Source organism: Arthrobacter sp. 05T47, from assembly GCF_056395825.1.
In genome coordinates, this window is the sequence record NZ_JBFTKG010000136.1 from 1 (window position 1) to 1,552 (window position 1,552).

Sequence of the window (1,552 nt, forward strand, 5' to 3'; positions counted from 1 at the left end):
ATCGTGACCAGGAGGTGAAAAGGGCAGTCCAGTGGCTGCGCGACGACGTCCCGATTCCCGGGGCCACCGGCTTGGAGTACACCCTCGTGGGCGCCGACGTCGGCAAGAAAATCTCGATGAAAGTCACCCCCTCGCTGGACGGCAGGATCCTGAAGGCCCAGAAGAGCTCGCCTACGGCGAGGGTGGCGGGTCTGCCCTTGATTTCGGCCACGCCGACGATAGCCGGCACCGTACTGGCCGGGAAATTCCTGACCGTGAAGCGGGGCACCTGGACTTGGGGTACTGCCTTCACGTACCGCTGGCTGCGCAACGGCGTCCCGATCTCAGGAGCCACGGAGCCGACCTACAAGGTCCGGACCGCCGACAAGGGCACCAAGCTCACCGTCCGCGTCACGGGCTCCCGGCTTGGCTACACGACCGTCACCACAACCAGCGCGGCGCGCATCGCACAGTGACCATCGCACGATGATACAGGCCGCTGACTAACGGCTTCCCCGGGTGCGCGGCATGACGTGGCCCGGGGACTTTGGCCGGTCCGTCCCGGCTGCCGCGCAGCCATGAAGAACATCATGAATCCGCTACGCAAGGCAGCGGCCCTGGCCCTCCTGCTGCCGGCCGCCGCCCTCATTGCCTTGACCGGCGCCGCTTCCGCCACCGCTGAGAATCTCACAGGCGACCTGGACACCGAGGGGCCGACCGACAGGGCCTACGAGGAGCCGGACATGGCTGCCGTCGCCCCGGCGGATCCGCCCCGTTGCCCCGAGGGCAACCGGGCGCGGGCCGCGTACAAGGCGACCAATTACGCCGAAGGGGACAACACCTGAAGTCACTTCGTGGCGAAAGCCATCAAAGCAGAGTCGGACCGCCGCGAAGCCGAACACAATGACGGGGTGATGTACCCGTCCTGGGCCGAGAGCATTCCCGGGGGTCGACGGCTCAAGGACAACTGAAGTAGCACGGCGATGCCAGGCTCGAGTTAAGCGCGTTCACGACTTGCCTGGGCGTTAGCGCCTGAGCTGCGCTGTAGAGGGCAGGGGATCGTAGATCAATGATGGACACGGCGTCGTTGACGACTGGTACTCTCAGGAGTTCCCGAACGGCTAAGATTCCGAGCAACTGGCCAGGCCGCTTCCGCCTGGGTCACGCGCTCAGGATTCGGTCGACGGACAAACGGCACACTTGGTTCATGCTGCCTAGTTGACGACCTTGAAGTCTTCGAACTCGTCGAGAACGGTGATCGTGACCTGAACATTCAGGGGAGTGTCGTAGTCGACATGGAGGTGAAACTCGACGCCGCCACCGCCGCCCTCGTCGTCATGGGGTCCGATGTTCGTGACATAAACATTAGCCTCACCCAGGTGGGGCCGGCCGATGACGTCCTCCGGATTTGGTGGACTTACTGGCATCCATTCGGCTGCGGTAATGATGACTGACGATCTCCGGTTGATGGAGTCCCAGTTGTAGTTTTGCCGTGACCGGCCCTTCATATTGCGGTAGATAAGGCGGATCGAATGCGACATGGCCTGCCCCCTGGCTTGCGTTGAGAGTGATC

At 63.5% G+C, this 1,552-nt stretch carries 2 protein-coding genes and 1 pseudogene; 2 read left to right on the forward strand and 1 reads right to left on the reverse strand.

The window, feature by feature from the left end:
* Positions 1-455, forward strand: a pseudogene (locus AC1DEY_RS23305) (hypothetical protein); the annotation flags it as partial.
* Positions 456-569: 114 nt separating this feature from the next.
* A complete protein-coding gene (locus AC1DEY_RS23310) occupies positions 570-824 on the forward strand; it encodes a hypothetical protein (RefSeq protein WP_476870069.1) in 255 nt (84 codons plus the stop codon).
* A gap of 369 nt (positions 825-1,193) precedes the next feature.
* Here AC1DEY_RS23310 and AC1DEY_RS23315 read toward each other — a convergent pair.
* A partial coding sequence (locus AC1DEY_RS23315; protein ID WP_476870070.1) for a hypothetical protein occupies positions 1,194-1,552 on the reverse strand: 359 nt, incomplete at its 5' end.